Annotated in this window: 15 protein-coding genes; 7 read left to right on the forward strand and 8 right to left on the reverse strand. The window is 64.4% G+C overall.

What is annotated here, in order from left to right:
* Positions 1 to 54: 54 nt before the first annotated feature.
* The 5 genes from PBN85_RS18755 (at position 55) to rfaE1 (ending at position 5928) form a co-directional block, all read left to right on the forward strand.
* Complete coding sequence (locus PBN85_RS18755; protein ID WP_271301150.1) at positions 55 to 1296, forward strand: lipopolysaccharide biosynthesis protein; 1242 nt, start codon at positions 55 to 57, stop codon at positions 1294 to 1296.
* Positions 1293 to 2303: a glycosyltransferase family 2 protein gene (locus tag PBN85_RS18760; RefSeq protein ID WP_271301151.1), complete on the forward strand. Its 1011-nt coding sequence runs from the start codon at positions 1293 to 1295 to the stop codon at positions 2301 to 2303. The genes PBN85_RS18755 and PBN85_RS18760 overlap by 4 nt, the downstream gene beginning before the upstream one ends.
* Before the next feature lie 32 nt (positions 2304 to 2335).
* Complete coding sequence (locus PBN85_RS18765) at positions 2336 to 3331, forward strand: glycosyltransferase family 2 protein (protein WP_271301152.1); 996 nt, start codon at positions 2336 to 2338, stop codon at positions 3329 to 3331.
* An 83-nt stretch (positions 3332 to 3414) separates the two neighbouring features.
* Positions 3415 to 4431: a glycosyltransferase family 2 protein gene (locus PBN85_RS18770; protein WP_271301153.1), complete on the forward strand. Its 1017-nt coding sequence runs from the start codon at positions 3415 to 3417 to the stop codon at positions 4429 to 4431.
* A gap of 39 nt (positions 4432 to 4470) precedes the next feature.
* Positions 4471 to 5928, forward strand: a complete 1458-nt coding sequence (gene rfaE1, locus PBN85_RS18775) for a D-glycero-beta-D-manno-heptose-7-phosphate kinase (RefSeq protein WP_271301154.1) — start codon at positions 4471 to 4473, stop codon at positions 5926 to 5928.
* Here rfaE1 and PBN85_RS18780 read toward each other — a convergent pair.
* From PBN85_RS18780 to PBN85_RS18790, 3 genes are read right to left on the reverse strand one after another with little or no spacing between them, the layout of a single operon-like run.
* Positions 5913 to 7136, reverse strand: a complete 1224-nt coding sequence (locus PBN85_RS18780) for a glycosyltransferase family 9 protein (RefSeq protein ID WP_271301155.1) — start codon at positions 7134 to 7136, stop codon at positions 5913 to 5915. The two genes, rfaE1 and PBN85_RS18780, sit on opposite strands and share 16 nt — an antisense overlap.
* The gene (locus tag PBN85_RS18785; RefSeq protein WP_271301156.1) at positions 7133 to 8272 is read right to left on the reverse strand and encodes an AGE family epimerase/isomerase; all 1140 of its coding nucleotides are present in this window, start codon (positions 8270 to 8272) and stop codon (positions 7133 to 7135) included. Before PBN85_RS18785 ends, PBN85_RS18780 begins: the two co-directional genes overlap by 4 nt.
* Positions 8269 to 8832 carry a D-glycero-alpha-D-manno-heptose-1,7-bisphosphate 7-phosphatase gene (locus tag PBN85_RS18790; protein ID WP_271301157.1) on the reverse strand — a complete coding sequence of 188 codons (564 nt, stop codon included), beginning with the start codon at positions 8830 to 8832 and terminating at the stop codon, positions 8269 to 8271. Before PBN85_RS18790 ends, PBN85_RS18785 begins: the two co-directional genes overlap by 4 nt.
* 609 nt (positions 8833 to 9441) lie before the next feature.
* Here PBN85_RS18790 and PBN85_RS18795 point away from each other — a divergent pair.
* Positions 9442 to 16404 (forward strand): autotransporter outer membrane beta-barrel domain-containing protein, encoded by a 6963-nt coding sequence (locus PBN85_RS18795; protein WP_271301158.1) that lies wholly within the window; start codon positions 9442 to 9444, stop codon positions 16402 to 16404.
* Between the two features lie 103 nt (positions 16405 to 16507).
* Positions 16508 to 16840: a hypothetical protein gene (locus tag PBN85_RS18800; protein WP_271301159.1), complete on the forward strand. Its 333-nt coding sequence runs from the start codon at positions 16508 to 16510 to the stop codon at positions 16838 to 16840.
* Positions 16841 to 17200: 360 nt separating this feature from the next.
* Here the strand turns inward: PBN85_RS18800 and PBN85_RS18805 are convergent, their stop codons facing one another.
* From PBN85_RS18805 to PBN85_RS18825, 5 genes are all read right to left on the reverse strand, one after another.
* Positions 17201 to 18619 carry a relaxase/mobilization nuclease domain-containing protein gene (locus PBN85_RS18805; RefSeq protein WP_271301160.1) on the reverse strand — a complete coding sequence of 473 codons (1419 nt, stop codon included), beginning with the start codon at positions 18617 to 18619 and terminating at the stop codon, positions 17201 to 17203.
* Complete coding sequence (locus tag PBN85_RS18810) at positions 18616 to 18981, reverse strand: hypothetical protein (protein WP_333781847.1); 366 nt, start codon at positions 18979 to 18981, stop codon at positions 18616 to 18618. The genes PBN85_RS18805 and PBN85_RS18810 overlap by 4 nt, the downstream gene beginning before the upstream one ends.
* Before the next feature lie 178 nt (positions 18982 to 19159).
* Entirely contained in the window at positions 19160 to 19543 is a 384-nt protein-coding gene (locus PBN85_RS18815; RefSeq protein WP_271301161.1) for a hypothetical protein, read from the reverse strand.
* Positions 19544 to 19636: 93 nt separating this feature from the next.
* Positions 19637 to 20134 carry an acyltransferase family protein gene (locus PBN85_RS18820; RefSeq protein WP_271301162.1) on the reverse strand — a complete coding sequence of 166 codons (498 nt, stop codon included), beginning with the start codon at positions 20132 to 20134 and terminating at the stop codon, positions 19637 to 19639.
* Positions 20125 to 21069: an SGNH hydrolase domain-containing protein gene (locus PBN85_RS18825; RefSeq protein WP_271301163.1), complete on the reverse strand. Its 945-nt coding sequence runs from the start codon at positions 21067 to 21069 to the stop codon at positions 20125 to 20127. Before PBN85_RS18825 ends, PBN85_RS18820 begins: the two co-directional genes overlap by 10 nt.
* Between the last annotated feature and the right edge of the window lie 9 nt (positions 21070 to 21078).

A 21078-nucleotide genomic window follows, 5' to 3' on the forward strand; every position in this document is an offset into this window, starting at 1 on the left:
CGCCTGGCTTGGCAGAGGCTGGGGTCGAGAGCGGCACTGCAGTCGGCCATAACAATGGTCATGCGGGTGGGATCAGTGGCGTGCAACGTGGCGGCAGCCGGGGTTGCGGTTCGCCTCGTCGGCGCCGAGCGCTATGGGCAACTCGTCCTAATTGTCGCCTTGACCCCTTGGCTGGCGCTATGCGCTCTCGGTACCGGCGAGCGGCTGACGCAGGTAATTGTCTCGGCGGTACACAAGACCACGCTCGCCCAAGCCTACCCTACAATTAGATCGGTGTTCGTGATCAGCGGATTTGCCGGTCTAATTGGCGCGCTGGGTGCCAGCGCCGTCGTCGTTTGGGGGCTGCAGTCCGGGCATGACCCAGCGTTCGTCATCGGCGGTATCATCACGGTTGCGGCGATCGCCTTGCTGACGCCGCTGGGAGTGAGCAGCCCGATCCTGATCGGACAGGGTTTGATCGCTAAGGACGGCTTCTACAAGCTGGCGCAGCCGATCTTGTACTTGGTGCTGAGCGGCGCGCTCCTGCTCACCGAGCATTTGACCCGCGAACAGGCCTTTGTCGCGCTGTCCCTTGCCTATGCCCTGTCGTTCGTCGCCTCCAAGATCATGGGCATGGTCGGGAGCGGGGGCATCGCTTTTCTGCGGCATCGTTCCTCGCCGGAGGTGCGCCGCAATCTTCTCCAAACCGCCTGGCCCTTCTTCATCGTCCAGATCGCCGCGCTGCTCGCCTTTCAAACCGACCGTTTTCTGGTCAATCGCTTCGCAACGTCGGCGGAACTGGGCAGTTACGACTTTCTGGTACGTATCTACGCTGGCCTATACATGCTGTTTTCGGTGCCACTGCAGCATCTGTGGCGCAACGTCGCGATCCTCTACGAGGAGGGGGAACAACATGGCATACGGCGGATCGTCGGCACCTATGCGGGTGGTAGCGTCCTTTTTTGGCTGTCAGTCACGGCGCTGGTGGTCGGGCTTGGTCCTTTGATCGTCTCGATATTATCCGGCGGTAGATTACCTTTGCCCGGATTATCGATGATCCTGCTCGTCGGCCTGTTTTTCCTGATCCGCGGCACGACTGACGTCTTCACGCTGACTCTCTACGCCACAGGCCGGCAGCGAGAAACCGTCTCTTACGGCATTGCACACGGCGTCGCGCACGTCGTCCTGGCTTGGGCGGGCGGTGTCGCTTTCGGCGTCGTCGGGGTGCTTGCTGGCCAAGTGCTCGCGTTCCTGCTAAGCTCTTTTCTGCCCTTTCTGATACTTGCATTTCGCGTACCAGCGGAGCCTAGCGCGTGAAGCAGCTCTACCGCCGCAGCGGGACCGAACGGCCGCTTTTGTCGATTTGCATACCGACCTGGAACCGAGCGGAGCGGCTTGCCGCCATGCTTGATCGACTGGCGCCGTTTCTCGGCCCGGAAACCGAACTTGTCGTCTCCGACAATGGCAGTTCTGACGATACCGACCGGGTGCTTCAGGCGTTCGCCGCTCGGGGCGGGGTGTTCCCGTTGTCGATATCGACAAATGAGGTCAACCTCGGCGCCGACGTCAATTATCTACGGGTACTCGAATTCGCTAGCGGCACATGGTTGTGGATGGTCGGTGACGACGAGGCGATCCTGCCATCGGCGATCCCCAACCTGCTTCGCGAGCTGCACGGGCGATCCGGCGTCATCTTGCTGAGCTCACCGTTACCCGAGTTGCCCGACCTTCCGACTACCGCGCAACTCTCGTTCAGCCAGTTTCTTGAAGCCCGCTATGACGTATTCGGCATGGCACTATTACAAATCGGACGGTTCGTACTAGAGCGCAACGCCATGCTTGCCCATCTGCGGCGAGCCTACAGCGGCGGTGTCGGACACCTGCACGCCTATGCCTTTCTCAGTCTAGCCGCGATCAAGGACGGCGCGATGTTAAACGTGGTGCCGGTCGCCGGCATCTTCCCGTCGGTAGCCGAAATAGCGTCTGAACAACCGCGGTGGAACCAGTTGGCCGGTCACGTCGGCGCGTGGCGCTCGTCGCTGCTCGCCCTCGATGGTAACACATTGGCTCGTCAGCGCGAGCGGCGGCTACGCGCACGGGCCATCATCCATTCCGCGATCTGGCATCTCAACAACGGCGGCCGGCTCGGCACCGCTTTGTCGCTGTGGATGTTTCTCCAACTTCCCTTTTCCGGCAAGGCTCAGATGATGCCCGTCATTATCCTCGACATCATCCCCACCCGGACCAGAATGCACCTGCTCCGTCTAGCGAGATACATGACTGGTCGAAAGGAATTTACTATGACATCGTCCAGTAACTACTGAGCCGCTCGCCATCAACTGACAGGAACAGTATCGTGCGACTTTCTATCTGCATTCCGACCTATAACCGCGGTGAATTCCTTGGTGAACTATTCGATAGTATCCTTGCACAGCAAGGTTATGACTGCGAATTGGAAATCGTTGTTAGCGACAATGCCTCGACCGATACGACCAGTGCCGTCGTCGAGGCGTATCGGGAGCGCTTGGGCAAGCTGATCTATCGACGCTCCCCGACAAACATGGGAGCTGATCGCAACTACCTTCGGGTAGTTGAACTGGCGAGCGGCGATTGGTGCTGGCTGATGGGCAGCGATGACATCCTTGAACCAGGCGCGCTCGCGCAAGTTGCACGGGTCCTCGCCAGCGATAGTGATATTGCCGGCTTGTCGGTCGGCCGCAATATCCGGACCTTCACCTTGCAGAAGCGCGGTGAGGAGCGCCTGCCAAAAGGTCTTGCCCTGACCAATGCTGGCAGAATGACCGGTGCCGAGCCAATCTTTACCGCGCTAGCGGCCTATTTTGCCTATCTGTCCGGCCAAGTAGTGAAGAAGCGACTTTGGGACGAGGCGGTGGCCGCACATCCGGTAGACAATTACCTCAACGCCTATGTGCACGTTTATGTCATCGGCCGCATGCTGCAAGCTCAGCCCCGATGGTTTTACCTCGCTGAACCGCTGGTAGGCTGGCGGGACGGGAATGACTCGTTCCTTGCTGACGGCCAGTTTAACCGGCTTCGCATCGACGTAGTCGGGTTCGAGGAGATTGCCCGTGGTCTGTTCGGGACGGCAAGCACATCCTACCGGCATATCAACGCGGACATCGCTACTGGCCTGCTGTTTCATCGCTTGCTCGCTGGCCGGATGAACAAGGCGCCGGCGTCCTTCTATACCGCCGCGGCCCGGCTCACGGTTCCACGTTACTGGAAGTTCCCGAGCTTCTGGTTGCGCACCGTTCCAATCTTTCTTCTTCCGGGCAGCCCCATGCGCGCCGCCCGTTCGATCTTCCGTCAACTCAAGACTAAAAACGGCTGAGCGCCAGCGACGCCTGCGACCGATCGGACGCCGTCTTACCTCGCGTATCCGTATCTGTCCGTTGGAATACTATGGGAGCCACCATGCGGCTATCGATCTGCATACCAACCTTCAACCGCGCCAATTTCCTGACCGACCTACTTCAAAGCATCGCCGATCAGACCGGCCATGGCTGCGACGTCGAGGTCGTGATCAGCGACAATGCCTCCAACGATCATACCGCCGCGGTCGTCGCGCACTTCGCCGAGACGATGGATTACCTTGTCTATCATCGACAGGAGCGGAACGAGGGACCTGATCGGAACTTCCTTAAAGTGATAGAATTGGCAAGCGGTGATTTCTGCTGGTTCATGGGTAGCGACGACGTGCTCGAGCCGGGCGCGATCGTCCGCATCACAGAAGAAATTGCGCAGCATCCCGAGATCGCGGGGATGTCGGTCGCGCGTTCGATGTGGGATATCGCCCTACAGGAGCGCTTCGTCTCACCAAGCAACGATCGACGGCTCTTCACGCACAGCCGCATCATGCACGACGATGCCGCGATCTTCCCGATCAGTGCTGACTATTTCGGCTATCTATCAGGAAACATCGTCAGGCGGGCGCTCTGGAACCATGTCGTCGCGACGGAACAGGTCTCCAAGTACTTCAACGCCTATGTTCACGTTTACGTGATGGGCCGGATGCTCCAACACCAACCGGTATGGTATTACCTCGCCGAGCGATGCGTGAAATATCGTACCGGCAACGACTTTTTTCTGAAGGATGGCGAGTTCAAGCGCATCAAGCTCGATGTCGACGGCTATGGCGAAATCGTTCGGTCTCTTTACGGTGAGGATAGCGCCCCTACCCGGCGGATGGACAATCGGGTGATGTTCCATGTCCGGCATCGCCTGATCGTCGGCAAAGCCAGCAACTTCGACAGCGATTATTATCGCGATGTGCTCCATCTCTCTTATCGACATTACCGGCGCTATCCGCGCTTCTGGTTGGAAATTCTTCCGGCAGCGCTTGTGCCCTCAAGGCTGGTTCGGCTAGCGCGCGCGACGTACCGACAAACGATTAGGCCGCTCCGTCTGGCCTTGATGAACCGGCATCACTAACCGGTCGCCCGCTGCTCTTCTCCTTCTGGCCGGAACGACATGACCCTACAATCTCTCGATCATCTCCGTAAGCTCGACGGGAAGCGGATCATCGTCTTGGGCGACGTGATGCTCGACACCTTTGTCTACGGCCATTGCGCCCGGATTTCGCCGGAGGCACCAATCCCGGTCGTGCGCATCGAACGGGAAGAGGTGATGCTGGGCGGCGCTGGCAACGTCGCACGCAACATCGCCGCCCTAGGCGCCGAGGCCATCCTGATCGGCGTCGTCGGACAAGATGCGGCGGGCGCCGCGCTGCGGACAAAAATCCATGAGGAAGCGCGCATCTACGCCGACTTGGCGCTCGAACAGCGGCCGACTACGCAAAAAATTCGCTATATTGCCGCGCAGCAGCAGATGCTGCGCGTTGATATTGAAGAAAGCGGCCCAATAGGCGCGGCAAGCTTGCTTCATGCCTTCGCCCGCCAGTTGCCGACTGCCGATGCCGTTGTGTTGTCCGACTATGCCAAAGGGGTTCTTACGCCCGATCTGCTCACCACCGTCATCCGCCAGGCAAGGGCGGCAGGAAAGCCAATCATCGCCGATCCGAAGACCATCGACGTCGCGCGGTACGATGGCGTGACGTTGCTTACCCCTAATGCGGCGGAGGCGGCGCAGGCATCCGGCCAGGCCTGTGACGAGGATGAAGGCGCATGCAGCGCAGCCGACCAGTTACTGGCGGCGATGCCGACGTCGCCGGCAGTACTCATCACCCGCGGAGCCAAGGGCATGACGCTGGCCCAGCGCGGCGCGCCAGCCATCCATCTGCCCGCGCTGGCCCGCGCAGTATTCGACGTATCCGGCGCCGGCGACACCGTGGTCGCCATGCTGGCGGTGGCGCTGGCATCGGGCCTCGACGTCACCGAGGCGGCTCATCTCGCCAATGTGGCGGCAGGAAAGGCTGTCAGCAAACCCGGCACCGCTGTCGTGACCGTCGACGAACTGCGCGAGGAACTGCAGCACGATTATGCGCTGTCCACATCGGACAAGATCGCCGTACCTAGTGGTGCAGTGCGGATCATCGACTCCTGGCGTCGATGCGGCGCCCGCATCGGCTTCACCAACGGCTGTTTCGATCTTTTGCATCCCGGCCATCTTTCGCAACTAGCGCAAGCCCGTGCGGTGTGCGACCGCCTCGTTGTCGGCCTCAACACCGATGCCTCGATCCAGAGATTGAAGGGCCCGGCCCGCCCAGTGCAGCATGAACAGGCGCGCGCGGCTGTTCTCGCCGCCTTGACCATGGTGGATCTCGTCATCCTCTTTGGCGACGACACGCCGATCGATCTAATTACGCTGCTCCGTCCCGACATCCTAATCAAGGGCAAGGATTATACGGTGGACAGGATCGCCGGCGCCGACTTTGTTCAAAGCTATGGTGGCCGCATCTTCCTGGCTGACCTGCTGCCCGGGCACAGTACGACCAAGCTGATCAACCGAATCAATCATTTAGCCAACTGATCAGTCAGCATCGCGACGGCCGCATCAGCGACATCGGCGGGCGGCACGTTGAGGAAGCAGGACATCGCCGGGCATCCCGGGCTGTTGCAGGGCGCACAGACCACCGGCCGCGTCATGACTGCCACGCGGTCGGTATAAGGCGCCCATAGATATGGGTCGTTTGTGCCGGTGAAGATCGTCACGACGGGTACGTCGAGCATGGCCGCGACATGGCCGGTGACGGTATCGGGGCATACCACTAGGCTGGCGCTAGCGAGGGTGCGGACAAAGGTATCCCAATCGGAGCGGCCGGCTTGGTTGATGATGCCGGGTGCAGCCTGTTCGAGCTGCTCGGCGAGGGCGACGTCACCCGCGCCGCTGCCGGTGATAACGATCCGGTAGCCGGGGGACCGGGACACAAAAAGGGTGATGAACTGTCGCCAGCGCTCTTCTCCCCAAAGGCGGTTGGGAGATCCAGCGCCGGGATGAACCACAATATAGGGCAACACCTCCGCCAGATGCGCAGGCAGCGTGCCCAGCGTTCGCGGATCGCGATGCGGACGCATCTCAGCGGGCAAAAAGGGCGCATCGGGCGACAGCGCGTCGAGCAGCGGCCGGTAGTGCTCCGCCATTGGGCGGCGGCGCATCTCCCACGCGACGGGATGGGTCAGCAGAGGTCCGAACCCGCCGCTCACATAGCCGATGCGCAGCGGGATGCCGGCCTTGAAGAACAAGGGGTGCGCGGGCGGGAAGATCGGAAACAGGTCGATCGCGGCTTGATAGCGGATGCGCCTGATATCCTGCAGCGCCCGACGGCGCGTCGTGCGATACCGTCGCCATTTGTCAGGGCGGCTTATCGCTGATCGATTGAGTGCCCAGTGGTCGATGATGTGAAGGTCGTCAACCAGACCAGTCCCGGCGAGTGCCGCCTGCCCCCAGCTTCCAACAATCATTCCAATTCGGGCGGCAGGATAGCGGTGACGCAGTGATCGCAACGCCCCGATTGTCGAGATGACGTCACCGAGATGAGCCCAGTTCGCCACCAGGATCCGCTCGATCACGCCGTCCGGCGCAGCGTTCCGTCGTACCGGCAGCAGACGCAACGCTCCATCTAGCGAGGTGATCGCGAGAACCTTGAGCGGATGCGACATACGGTAGCGCCCCCGCATGGCGGGACGGGGTTTACCGAATGGACCAATCGGATCGAGGTCCTTGAGCGGCAGGATCACGTCGGCGACCTTTCGAGGACTTCGGAGAAGGCTAGAAACAGGTGGTATAGAGAACTTGCCGGAATAGACTGGACCATCGGCCTGCCGGCAGCGTCGACCCAGTCGGTCCAGGCGCCTATGACCGGCCGGTCGAGAAAGGTGGCGAACACTGCGTCGGTGATCGCCGCGATACGGCTGACAGCTGTCGGTACCGGTACTGCGCTTCCGGCGAGTGCCAGCTCGGCCTTGATGGCTTCGGTCTGCGGCCAGCAGCGCGTACTGGCTTTCTTCACCCGGCCGTCTATCCAAACTTCATCGCACAACAAGATACCGGCAGGTCGGCCATGGCGCTCGACGAAATCATACAGACGGCGGGCCGCGTCACACAGCGGCTCTCCCATCCGGTCGGCATACCAGCGTAGCAGCCATATCCATTCGCAATGATGCCCTGGTTCGACATAATCGCCCGCTGCGCCGGCCGCCGGCCGCCACCCCGTGTCATAGAATTCTCGTAATACCCCAGCCGTGTGATCAAACATGCCGGTCAGGAAAATGTCAAAGATCTCGCGGGCTCGATCGAGGAAAACCGACTGCCCGGTGGCGTCGTACGCTGCCAGAACCGCCTCAAATAGGTGCATGTGAGGGTTTTGATGAAATTCGGTCAGGTTGTTGCTATCGACTACGAAACCGTTACGGTTCGGGTGGCGCAGCGTCGCCGATATCGTATCGCCGAGCTGGATAATCTTTGTAAGGACGTCGCGCTCCCCAGTAGCCCGATAGTACCAGCTCAACGCGAACAGCAGAAAGGCATGGTCATAGGTATCGCGCTTGGGATCAAGCACCGCGCCATCACGGGCAAGGGCATGAACGACGCCATGCTTGATGCCATCCGGAAAGCCATGAGCGACGACGAAGTCGTAGCCGGTCCTGGCGACGACGTCGCCATCAGGCATCAGGCCCAGCAGCTTGGCGTGGGAAAAGACATAGATTTGGCGCGCCTGAACGCGCACTCGCTTGGGTGCCGTCAAATCAGGCAGGCCGGCTAGCGTCAGCCGCTCGACAAACCCGCCCTGTTCGCCATCCACCCCAATCGATGCCCACAAGGGCAGGCACACATCGGTCAACCACTTCCGAATGCGGAGAGAAACTGGTGTCACGCAGGTTGATCCTCGCTGCCATGAGGGGATAGAAGCATGCCTTGCGACGATCGCCCGTCTAGGATCGTTGTGACAAAGGCAAGCAGATCACCGCCGAGGAACTGAAAGCCCGTCACACCCGCAGCAGCGGCGGCGGTCATATCTGACGGCTTGTCCCCGATGAGGAACGAGCGTGTGAGATCGACACGCCAGTGCCGAGTGAGATCCAGGATCATGCCAGGCGCCGGTTTCCGCCAGTCGCAATCATGACGATAGGCCGCCACCGCCGCCTCGACATGGTGCGGGCAAAAACGCACATCATCGATCACCGCGCCTTCCCGGCCGAGCAGCGCATGCATATGCGTATGCACCCTATTAAGCGCAGCTTCGTCAAAGTAGCCGCGTGCGATTCCCGACTGATTGGTTACCACGAACACCAGCAAGCCTGCCTCGCGGCAGGCCCGTAAAGCCGCTGCGGCACCCTTAACTAGGTCGAATCGCGCCGGGGTGTCAATGTAGCCATGATCAACGTTGATAACGCCATCTCGGTCGAAGAAGGCAGCGGGTCTGTTTGCGATCATATGTCCATTAACTCCCGTAGAACGCCGACATTGCTGCGGACGTGTCATCTTCGATTGCAAAACCGCCCGACCGCCCGCTCGTGTGCAGCACGTAGCACGGCCTGCTAGAATCAAGTCACGTAACGATCTATCTGTTTATCTTCGGACCATGCCACTCCGAGGATGGCATGGCTGCAGTTCCACATCGCTTTGGAAAACATAGTCGCTGTCCCGCATCATCCAGTAGCCGCCCGTCACCGCCGACCGATCCTGCGAACGATGGTTTCGCTGCCATCCGCAATTAATTATAGTTAAAGTCGATAACAGCTGGTCGCAGCGGCACATATATTCCCCGGTCGTCTTAACTAGACAGAAATCCACCCCCTTTCTAAGGTACTGTCACATACCGGGGGTTCTAGAATGATCGGGACGATGACGTCGACGCGGCGAGTACGGGTGCGTGCTCTACATACGAGTGGTCTTGCGCTGGCAATTGTCGCAGCCGCGCCTGCATTCGCGCAATGCGCACCCGATCCCACCCAGACGAACACCCCCACCAATTGCACCGGCACTGATAGCGACGGACTCGTTGTCACCACCTACGGCACGACGGTCAACGTTCCCACCGGTGTGACGGTGCAAGGCGGTGGCCGGCCGGGGATCGCAGTGACGCTGCCGTCGACCGATTACGGCAGCGCCGTCGGCGTCACCGTTGCTGGTACGGTTGATGGCGGTGTGCAACCGGGAATCAGCCTGCTGTGGCAGACACCGGCGAGTGGCTACGGTTATAACGACGCCAATCTCAACCTCATCGTCGCGCAAGGGGGGGGCGTCACCGGCAGCAACGCGCTTGTCGTCGGCCGCAGCAGCGGCGCAGGCTATGGCTATGGCAGCGCCACCGCGACGATCGACAACAGCGGCACGCTGACTGGCACCAGTGGCATCGCGCTGCTCGCGAGCACGCCGGGCTACGGCGGCTTCGCGATCACCAATCGCGCGACAGGCACGATCGGCGCGATCAGCGGTACGGTCCGGACGCTCACCAATGCCGGAATGATCGATGGCGCCGCGCGCAGCGCTATCGATTGGGGCAATAGTACCATCTACTACGCCACCATCAGCAACAGCGGCACGATCACCGCCGCAGGCAGCGCTGCGTCCCTCGCCAATCTCTACACCGGTAGTGCGTTGGTCAACACCGGCCTGATCAGTAACACCGGTAGCGGAGCGGCAATCAGCGGTGTCTCGCTTGCGATCGTCAATGACGCAGCCGGGCGGATCACCACCGCGGGTACCACGGCGATCAACGCCAACAGCAATCTCATCCTCACCAATAGCGGCCTGATCAGCGGTAACATCGCCATCGCCGCCAGCGGCAGCTACCCGGGCGGGAGCACGATCGATTCGCGTACCGGCACGATCAACGGCTCGGTGACCTTCGGCGCCGGTAACGATACGCTCGTCGCCGGCTGGGACGGCACGCGACTGGTCACCGGCATCAGCGGAGCGGTCGACGGCGGATCGGGTACCGATACCGTCAGCCTCCGACTGACCGGCGACACGATTCTGGCAGCGCCGATCGCCTTGCCGACCAACTTCGAGCGGCTGAACCTCGCACCAGATGCTCAGACGACGACGACGCTCGCTGACGGCCTGACGATCCCGGGCACGCTGTCGATTGCCGGCGGCGGCACGGTGATCAACCGCACCACCCTGTCGGCGGCGACGCAGGCGGTGCTTACCGGCGCCGATTATACGACGAGCAGCTATGCGACCTTCGTCAACGCCGGCACGATCCGCACGACCAACGGCGTCGCCGGCACTGCCGCGGTCACCCTCGGCTCCTATACCACCCGCTTCGAGAACAGCGGCACGATCGACGCGACCGGCGCCGGTGTCGATTCGAGCACGGAGGGCAGCGTCGTCAACACCGTCAGCGGCACGATCACCGCGGCGGGAACCGCGGTATCTCTGTTCGGTCCCAGCTTCACCAATGCTGGCACGATCCGCTCGACCAACGGCACCGGCGTCGTCCTGTCCGGCTCCTACGGCGCCAACTGGAGCAACAGCGGTCTGATCGAAGGCAAGGTCGCCGGCGCCCGTATCTCTTCCTCGTTCGTCAATACCGGCACGATCACCTCACCCGGCACCGGTGTGCTGGTCGATTGGTACGGCGTACTCGACAATCGCGCCGGCGGCACGATCAACGGCGGCGTCGCCGGCACATCCTCCGGCTTATCCAATGCGACGATCATCAATGCCGGCACGATCAACGGCGCCGTGACGCTGGTCGGCAGCGGCTATGGCGGCAGCTATAACGCCAACCGCTTCTTCGCGCTGGCGGGCGGCGTGGTGAACGGCAATCTGACGCTCGGTGCTAGCGATACGCTCGTCGCGGAATTGGCGGGCAGCGGCGGCGAGCGGATCGCCGGCATCACTGGCACGATTACTGCCGCCAACGCGACTTTGCGCTATCGCGTCCGCAGCGATACCGCGACCAGCCTCGCCACCCCGGCCGGCTTCGCCAGCATCGGCTACGATCTCTACGACGGCGCGACATTGACGCTGACCGGCGCTGCGACGCAGGCCCCCGGCCTGTACGTCCCGCCGCTGACGCTCGCCGGCCAGGGCGTCGTCGATCTCGACGCGACGATCACCGCCACCAGCCAGCCGACGATCCAGATCACGTCGCTGCTGCTCGCGCCGGGCGAGGCGCAGCCGGCGACGCGCGGGCTCACCATCACCAGCCGCGGCGCGCTGACGCTCGACCGATCGGACAGCAACACCTACCCCTATACGGCAGTGGCGCTGACCGGGGACGACACGTTCACCAACGCCGGCACGATCACCGTCGTCGATCGCGTGGCGAACGCCTACAGCCGCATCAACGCGATCGCCGGCGGCAAGACCGTCACCAACAGCGGCACGATCACCCTCGACGGCGCGACCGGCATCTTGAGCGGGCGGGACGTCACCAACAGCGGCGCGATCGTGCAGGCCAGCGGCGGTCGGGTTGCGATCGGGATCAGCGGCGTCACCAATCTCACCAATAGCGGCACGATCGACGTCGCCGGCACCGCGGTGGAACTCAGCAACACCTATAACAGCACCATTATCAATTCAGGTCGCCTCGCCAGTTCCGGCGGCCTCGCGATCGGTCTGGATGCCTATGCCTATTCGTCCTACGGCCTCACCGTCACCAACTTCGCCGGCGGCACGATCGCCGGTGGTGCCGGACAGGCGATCCAGATGGGCGGCGGCACGCTCAGCAATGCCGGCACGATCACCGGCACGGTCGATCTTGGTTATGCGACCAATGGCGGCCGCGCTTGGAACCCGGCGGTCTATGTCGCCAACGGCGGCACGATCGCCGGCGACCTGCGCTTCGGCGGTGGCGACGACGTATTCGTCGCGATGGACGATGTCGGCGGGGTCAGCGGCATCATCGATGGCGGTGCCGGCGCCGACACCTATATCCATGCCCGTTCGACCAGCGGCACGGTGACGCTCGGGGCGCTTACCGCGATCAATTTCGAATATGAGGGTGCGCGCGCACGCGGCACCGGCACCGTCGTCACGATCGGCGCCGCAGCGCCATATAACGGCGACGTGCGGGTTTCTGGCGATGGCGCGATCGTCAATGCTGCGACGCTGAACGGCACGGTCTCGACGGGGAATTACTATAACACCGCCCAGGACCCGACCTATACCGACGCACAACTCGCCGCCTTCACCAACAGCGGCACGATCGCCGGCGGCTTTTACGGTGAGACCGGCGCGTTCACCAACACCGGCATGCTCGGTGCGACGACGCTCAAGGGACAGGCGCTGTCGCTCTATGAGACGCCGTCCTTCGTCAACACCGGCACGATCAGCAACAGCGGCAACAGCAATAGCAACACGATCTATCTGACCGGCGGGCAGTCGACGACGATCGCCAACAGCGGCACGATCACCGGCGGCGGCGTCTATGCCGCCGTCCAGGCCTATTGGCCCTATTACGATCCTTATTATTACTACATTAACCCCCAGCCGGTGGCGACGACATCGCCCCCCGTCCCGATCACGTTGGCGATGACCAACAGCGGCACGATCACCGTCGGCGGCTACGGGGTGACGCTGTCGGCGCGCAGCTACGCCATCGACGGCGTCGCCACCGTCTTGCTCAACAACAGCGGCACGGTCGCGACCGACGCCATCAGCGGCCATGCAGTGGCATTGAGCGCGTTCGGCAACTCGCCCGGCGCGCAGAGCGCCACGCTGGTCAACAGTGGCGCGATTCGCGCCAATGGCGGCGGCACCGCCGTGCCGGCCGACGCGTTGTTCGGTGAAACTCTTCCCGCGGCGGCGGTGCGCTATTCCGTCAACACCGGCGACATTGCCGCGATCACCAACACCGCGACCGGCACGATCGAGGCGACCGGCACGCTGTCGGCCGCGATCATGGGCCGCGGCGCGCTCCACCTCACCAACGCCGGCACGATCCGCGGCAGCAACGGTACCGCGCTCGCCGGCAACGACTACCTGTCCTATTATCTCGGCAGCGACCGGCTCGCCGGCGCGATCCAGACCATCGGCAATGCCGACAACCGCATCGTCAACACCGGCACGATTATCGGCTCGATCGGTCTCGGCGGCGGCAATGACCGGATCGAAAATCGCGGCACGATCACCGGTGACGTCTTCCTCGGTGCCGGCGACGACATCTTCCTCCAGCAGGCCAATGCGACGCTGACCGGTAAGGTCGACGGCGGCGACGGCACCGACCTGCTGATCGTCGATGCGACCGGTGGCGGCACGATCAACGCCGCGCAGTTCGTGCACTTCGAAGGGCTGAGTCAGACCGGTCAGGGCAACGTCAACTATCTCGGCAGCTTCGGCTTCGGCACGATCGGCCTGGTCGGCGGCACCATCACCGTCGCCGCGGGCGATACGCTGGCGACCAGCGGCCCGGTCGCGCTGACCGCCAGCAGCGGCGACGAGACGGTGATCAACAACGGCACCATCCTCGGCGCGGTCGCGCTCGGTGCGGGCAACGACACGTTCGTTGAAGGGCCGAACAGCCGCGTCACCGGATTGGTCGACGGCGGCACCGGCGACGATCTCTACTCGGTCGTCCTCGCCGGCGACCGCAGCGGCATCGGCGCGCGCACCGGATTCGAACGGCTCGCGGTCGGCGGCACCGGCACGCTGCGCCTGACGCTCGACCAGGATTTCACCAGCCTCGCGCTGAATGGCGCCAGCGCCGACCTGACGCTCGCCGGCTATCGCATCGCCGGTGCGACCGGATCGGATGCCGCCGAGACGCTGCGCGTCGACGGCGACATCGCCCGCGTCGCGCTGGGTGGCGGCGACGACACGCTCGCGCTCGGCACGTCGGTCGCGATGGACCGCTACGACGGGGGCAGCGGCACCGACACGCTCGCCTTCACCGCGGCCGCGCCGGTGACATTGGTCGGCAGCGCGACCGGGTTCGAGCGCGTCACGCTGACCGGTGGCGCGATGACCGTCGCGGGGACGCTCGGCAGCGCCGCAGCCCCCCTCGCCTTCACCACCGCCGATACGCAGCTCACCGTCGCCGACGGCGGCACGCTCGCCGGCGTCATCGATCTCGGCACCGGCAACACCCGCTTCCGCCTCGCCGCGGGCGGCACCCTGGTCGGCAGCGTTGCCGGTGGTGGTCAGGGCAGTGCGACCGTCGCCCTCGCCGGCGACCGGACGCTGACCGATGCGCTGACCGGCTTCGCGACGCTGACCACCGAAGGCAGCGGCACGCTGTCGCTCGCCGGCGCCTATGCGTTCGACCGGGTGGGCGGTACCGGCAACCTTGCCGTGCTCGCCAATGCGGCGCTGACCACCGGCCAGCTCCGCTTCGGCGATGACGACAACCGCCTGACCATCGCCGGCCGCTTCGCCGGATCGGTCGACGGCGGCGCCGGCCGCAACACGATCGCGATATCGGGCGGCAATCCCGCGGCGCCGGTCGCCTTCGGCAGCATCGCGCAGGTCGCCACGCTGTCGATGAGCGTCGGCTTCGCCACCGTCTCGGGCAATGCCGCGCTCGGCACTGTCGACATGTCGGGTGGTCGACTTGTCGGGCTGGCGGGCTCGACGCTGTCGGCGGACCAGTTCCTGATCCGGCCCGGTGCGACCTTCGGTTCGGCGGGCACGGTCAACGGCAACGTCACCGTCGCCGGCATCCTCAGCCCCGGTGCCTCGCCGGGGACGATGACCGTCAACGGCAATGTCGCGCTCCAGTCGGGCTCGGTATCGCTGTTCGAGATCACGCCGACCGTGTCCGACAAGCTCGTCGTCAACGGTACGGTGACGATCGCCCCGGGCGCGACGCTGCAGCTCGCACCGAGCGGGACGCTGCGCCCCGGAACCAGCTACGACCTGATCACCGCCAGCGGCGGCATCACCGGTAGCTATGCGACGATCCTCAAGCCCGACAGCCTGTTCGGCTTCGTCGTCCAGCGCGGCGATCGCCTCCAGCTGCTCGGCCAGTTCCTCGATCCGGCCGGCACCAACGCGCAGATCAGCCGCAGCATCGCCTACGCCAACCGCGCGATCGTCGCACAGCCGGCGGACAGCGCGCTGTTCGCGGCGCTGCCGGCGCTGCTCACCGCCAACGGCACGTCCGATGCCGCCGCCTTTGCCCGCCTCACGCCGGAGACCTATGCCTCGGCGAGCCAGATCGGCGTCGACAATGCGCTCGCGCTCGCCGCGACCCTGCGCGGGCCGGGTCTGGCGACCGATAGCGAGGACGTCCGCCTCTTCACCTTCGCGCAGATGCTCGGCGGCTGGCACCGGCTCGGTGCGGACGCTGCGGCGGGAACCGCGGCGACGCGCAGTCAGAGCTATGGCTTCCTCGGCGGCGTCGGCATCGGCGATGCGACGTGGAGCGTCGGCGCCTTCGCCGGCTATCTCAAAGACCGGCAGCAGATCGACGCGCTCGCCGCGCGCACCAAGCTCGACGGCGCGGTCGCCGGTGTCGAGGCACGCTATGCCGTCCCCGGCGGGCTCGGCGTCACCGCCGCGATCCTCTACGATGGCGGCACGGCGCATAGCACACGCGCGCTGCCCGGCGCGGGCACGGCGAATGCGCGGTACGGATTGCACAGCTGGGTCAGCGATCTGTCTCTGAGCTACGACCTCGGCCTGTCGACCGACTGGATGCTGCGGCCGCGCGCCGGGCTGACGCTGGTCCGCACCACCCGCGCCGCGCTCACCGAGACGGGCAGCGTCTTCGCGCTCAGCGTCGCGCGCGACCGTCACGTCGCCGGCTTCGCCGACGCCGGGCTGACCTTCGCGCGCAGCGATGCCTCTGAGGCACCGCTGCGGCCGTTCGTCTCGCTCGGGCTGCGCTACCAGTTCAAGGGCAACCGGACCGACGCGCTCGGCGGCTATGCGGGTGGCGGCCTCGGCTTGGCCGCGCTGGGTGCGGCACGCGCCGATCTGGTCGGCACCGCCGCGGCGGGTCTCGCCTACCGTCTGACGACCGGCCTCGACCTGTTCAGCACCGTCTCGTCGCAGACCGGGCGCGACGATCATCAGGAGAGCATCAGCACCGGTGTGCGGCTGCGGTTCTGAGTAGCACAAAAGTCCCGCAACCGGCTGTTCATAATTGGCCTGCTTGCGTCCGCCGTATACCTAGGGATAGGGGCGGTATGGTTTGATGCGGAGTTGTGAAATCATGAAGAAGTTAATCGCAACAGGCTCTTTCCTTGCTCTTGCTGGTTGCATTAGCAACGGGCCTCGCATGCCAACAGAGATAGCAAAAGGGGCGACGAGTGGCATATGGACGTCGCAACCAGCGGCACAAGTACAAGCATGTGTAAACCAGATTACTCGGCAAAACAATAATGCTCATACGCGCTTTTTAGTGAATTCAAATGACACTTCCAAGCAGGTTTATGCGACTACAATCTCCGTGTTCTCCGATGGCCGTGATGATGATGCTTTGCAGGAAAAGGTTGCGGCTATCTGCGCGAAAGCACACTATGGTATAGTTACAATTGATAGATAAATTAATCAATATCTTATTATACATCTCGAAGCTTAGTGTGGCAGTATCGAAATTTCGGCAGCCATACTGGTCAAATCAAAGTTACCGACGAGGCCCGCTTCTGTCCTGCGACCAATCGCGCTGCAGCATCCGACAGCGTTCCTGCTCCAGCGCACGGACACGCTCGAGAGTCTGACGCAGGAATGCATCAACACTGTCAACCGATATACCGGCATGGGCCGGCGTGCCGGCTCATCGAGCGCCCGCATCTCCTCCGGTCGCTCGGCGGCAGTGCGACCCACCGGCCGATCGCAACCGGGGATTTTGGCCGCGCCCGCATCCCGCCCCCGCGCCGCTAATGCTTCGGCAGCCTTATTGATTCTAGCCAGTGTAGCTGTTAGCGGATTCGCCGCATCGCTGGCCTTTCGGTGCCTCTTTTTGATTTCGGCCCTTGCCGCTTCCAGCCGTACCAGTGCCAGCCCAATCGGATCGGCAGTCTTGGCTTCCTGTGCACGCCGTTCCGCTATCTTCGCCGTCACAGCCTCCAACCGTGCGAGCGCCGCGGTGATTGGGTTGTCGGGATCGATGGCGCGATGGCAGGCCGGCGCGTCTGGCGGCGATGCGGGAATTCGTCGCTTGCGTCCGCGCAAGTGCTGCGGCGATGGGGTCAGCCGTTACGTCACCCTGCTGGCGCCCACGCGTGGCCGGTACAATCTCACGATCATCTAGCAGGGCACAGAAATTCGGCACCGGCTCCGGCATTGCCGCGATGAACTTACGCAAGGTTTGCGCCTTCACCTGATCGACAAACGACGACGACGCCCGCAACTCGTCGATCGAGCGCTGGAACGTGTCGCGCACCACCGCCTGCCGTTTCGCCAGCGCGGTTTCGGCAGGATCGGCGCGGCCGCTTTCGTGTAGCCGACGTGCACGATCGACCCGGTTACGGTCGATCTGCGGCACCGCGCCCTGCTCGCGAATTTTGCGCGCCGCGATCGGTTCGTGCCTCGCATCGACGCCGCGCGCCCGCACCGGCGTGGCGTTCGCCTCGATGCCGCGGTCGCGCAGCTTCTGCGCGAAACGCTGGCGATACCGCAACAGATCGTCGCGATCGGGATTGAAGCGGCGGCCGTCGAAATCGCGCCGCGCGACCGTCAGATGGACGTGCGGATGATCGCGGTCGACATGCAGCGCCGCGACCCAGGAGCGGTTCGCGAACGCCTCGCGCGCGAACGCCAACGCCGCCTCTCTGACGCCTTCCGGGTCAGTATGCGCCGGCATCGACAGGATCATCGACAGCGACGTTGCGCCCTTGCGGCGCGCCTCGTCGGCGGTCTCCCACTCCTGCCAGTCCTGCGCCAGCGCATGCATATCGCGGCCGTCGCGCAGCACCTCGCCCTCGCTGGTATGAAGGTCGATCTGCTTGTCCTCGCCATGGCCGAGGCGGCTGATATACGACATGTTGGCGAGCACGTGGCCGCCGCCATGCTGGCGGCCGGTGACGCGCACCATCACCTCGGGAACGCCGCGTGCGGTGCGCTCCATCGTCCGCAGTGCGCGCGCGCTGATCGCCGCATGCGACCCGCCTCCGAACGGCTGCTTCACTTGCGCACTGGGGCGATAACCGCTGCTCGCCGGCGCGGCCTTGCGCAGGAGCGACGCCGCGGCAAATGCCAGCATCGCGCCGTCGTTCCGGGCCCCGCCCTTCCCACGTCCGCCGCCACGCGACCGCCGTTTACGGGGCGGCGCGAACACGCCCGCCAGCGAGTCCAGCGTTCCCGGCGAGAGGCGGAAACTCACGTCTCCTGCTCCGCCGCTGCGCGGGTCCAGTAGGCAACCTCGCCGCTGACGTAGCAGCTGAGCGCCCGGCGCAGCGCGAACAGCTGCGACTTCAGCTCGGCGCAGGTGTCAATGAACGGCTCGGCGATCCGCGCGATGTCGAGCGAGCTGCCCGGCATGTTCGCCGCATTCATCGCGTGCACCGCCTGGTTGATGTTGCGCCCGATCGCGAGCACCTGCTTGCGCAGCTTGCCGATCTCCGCGGCGGTTGTCGGGGCAAGCCGCAGCACCCCTGCCCTGTCCCACAGCTGCCAGCGGATGGCGCGCTTGATCCACTCGTTGCGGCTGAGGCGCAGCGGCGTGCCGACCGCATCAATCAGCATCTACGACCGCCCCGTGCAGCGGCGCCATCTGTCACTTCACAGCATTATAGAAGGAAATTCGTTCACTCCGCCTCGGCAATGGCTTGCAAACACAGCGGCGAACTACGCCATCAGGTTGGCGCAAGCTCGGGGGCATTGTGACACCTCAGCTATCGGCATGGCCGGCCAATTCCGTTCCCTACGGCGCCGCCTGCGCCGGCATCTCCACCCGCCGCACGCCGGGCAGCAACGCGCGCACCAGCCGCTCGTACGGCCGCGCGACCACCAGCGCGCCGAAGAAGACGATCAGCGAGATTCCACCCGTCGCCGCGATCTCGACCGGCAGATGCCGCCACAACCCCTTGATGTGCGGATAGACGCCGCCCTGCAGGATATAGGCGGGGTAAGACGCCTCGCCGAGCAGCAGTGAGACGCGGGTCCACCGCGGCGCATGGCTGTTGCTCCCGGCGATCAGCAGCAGCGGGAAGACGAGCGCGACGCACAGCATGTCGAACAGGCCGTTCCACGCCCCCAGCGCCGGCATCAGGAAAATCCCGAAGGTGACGAGCGCGATCAGCGGCACCGGCAATCGCCACCGCGGCCGCTCGATCCGGTAGAGCCAGACGTCGAGCGTGACCGAGAAGCTGACGTGTACCGCCCCGCCCCACCAGCTGCCCTAGGTGAAGCCTTGCGACAGCTGGCCGTAGGAGAGCGCCTGCGCGGCGAGCGCGACACCGCTGACCAGCAGGATCGCGGCCAGCACGCGCCGCGACCAGCGCCACGCCCAGCGCGCGAAGATCGCAGTGACCAGCAACTCCCAGAACAGGCTCCAGCTCGGCGGATTGATCGCAACCGCGGCATGCCCCTCCTCGGCGCTGCCGAGCGGCGTCGGCAGCATCAAGAGCCCAGTGACGAACAATATCGCCAGATCGCGCGGCGGATAGGCGCGGATATAGCCCGCGAGCCCGATCAGCGCGTTGAGCAGGATCAGCGGGTACAATCGCTTCATCCGCACCGCGGCGAAGGCGGACAGGCGCATGCCGGTGGCAAGCTTGGGCGCATAGGCCGCGGCGACGACGAACCCGCTCAGGGCCAAGAACAGGTCGACCGCGGCGAGGCCGCGCATCAGGTCGAGCGTCTCGTACCGGCCCGCCGGGCGCGTGGTCAGGGGCATGCGGCGGCTCCGGTAGGGGGGCAGGGATGTGGCATCAGCTGCGCCAGCCGGTCGGCGAGCGGTGCGGCGAGCGTCGCGGCATAATGCGCGGTGATATGATGATCGTCGCGCCAGACGACGAGATTGCCGATCACCGTACGGCAATGGCCGCGCGGGCAGAACCAATCGTCGAGATCGAGCATCGGCACACCGCTCGCCTGCGCCGCGGTTCGCAGCATGTTACTGCGCCGGGCGACACGCGGCAACGGCACCGGCTGTGCGGGGCGATCGAGCGCGGCGATCGGATCGACGGCAAGATGCGGCGTATCGCGCAGCACGATGACGCGCGAACCGAGCGCGGCAAGCCGCGCGAGCATCGGCCGGATCGCCGCCAGCCGCGCATCGTCGTCGGCCAATTCCTCTACCTCGCCGTCGAGGTAGAGCGCATAGACGATCACCGCCGGCGGGTGCGCGGCGAACGTCGCGAGCACGATGCGCGCCCAAACGGCGCAGGAGGCGGCATCGGCATGGACCATCCGCGTTGCGACCAGCGGGCAGGAGGATTTGGTCAGCGGCACGATTCGCCAGCCGCACCGCTGCCCGGCCCGATCGAAGGCGGGCAGCCATTGCGCGGCATGGGAGTCGCCGACCACCGCGATCGTCGTCGCCGCCCGCAGCGCGCCGGCCGGACAAGCGCGGATCGTACTCGCTCCGAACGGCAGGCTGCAGCCGTCGGCATAGACGCTGGGGATGTCGAGCGGCACGAGATGCGCGGCGGAAAAGACGGGCGCAGCCGGCATCGGCGCGCCGGTCAGCGGCGCGGCACCGGGATAGACGCGTGAGTCGAGCTGCGCCCGCTCGAAGCGATGGCGATCCCAGGCGACATAGCCGAGCAGCGCACCGGCAAGCAGCAGCGGCACGGCGATGGCGATGGCGACCGGCACGAAGCTGCGCACTCCTGCCCG

This window comes from Sphingomonas sp. CV7422 (genome assembly GCF_027945725.1).
Taxonomy (GTDB): Bacteria; Pseudomonadota; Alphaproteobacteria; order Sphingomonadales; family Sphingomonadaceae; genus Sphingomonas; species Sphingomonas kyungheensis.